Origin of the sequence: Streptomyces sp. HSW2009 (assembly GCF_040240285.1) — a bacterium.
Classification (GTDB): domain Bacteria; phylum Actinomycetota; class Actinomycetes; order Streptomycetales; family Streptomycetaceae; genus Streptomyces.
In genome coordinates this window covers 1-238 of record NZ_JBEHZD010001291.1, presented here as the reverse complement: position 1 = coordinate 238, position 238 = coordinate 1, and the positions used below count along the sequence as shown (strand labels likewise).

Sequence of the window (238 nt, the reverse complement as noted above, 5' to 3'; positions counted from 1 at the left end):
CTAATATAGTGAGTTGAAGTAGCTTGTCATAATCATCATGAGGGGGAAATTTATGGCTTATTTCAATCAACATCAATCAATGATATCGAAAAGGTATTTAACATTCTTTTCAAAATCAAAGAAAAAGAAACCGTTTAGTGCGGGACAACTTATTGGACTAATATTAGGTCCATTACTTTTCCTATTAACATTATTGTTCTTTCATCCACAAGACTTACCTTGGAAAGGCGTATATGTC

General features: G+C 32.4%; 1 protein-coding gene. It reads left to right on the top strand.

Going from position 1 to position 238, the window contains the following annotated elements; all coding sequences use genetic code 11:
- Positions 1-37 precede the first annotated feature (37 nt).
- Positions 38-238: hypothetical protein (locus AAHZ94_RS36645; RefSeq protein ID WP_502964889.1), on the top strand; the 201-nt coding region annotated here is incomplete at its 3' end.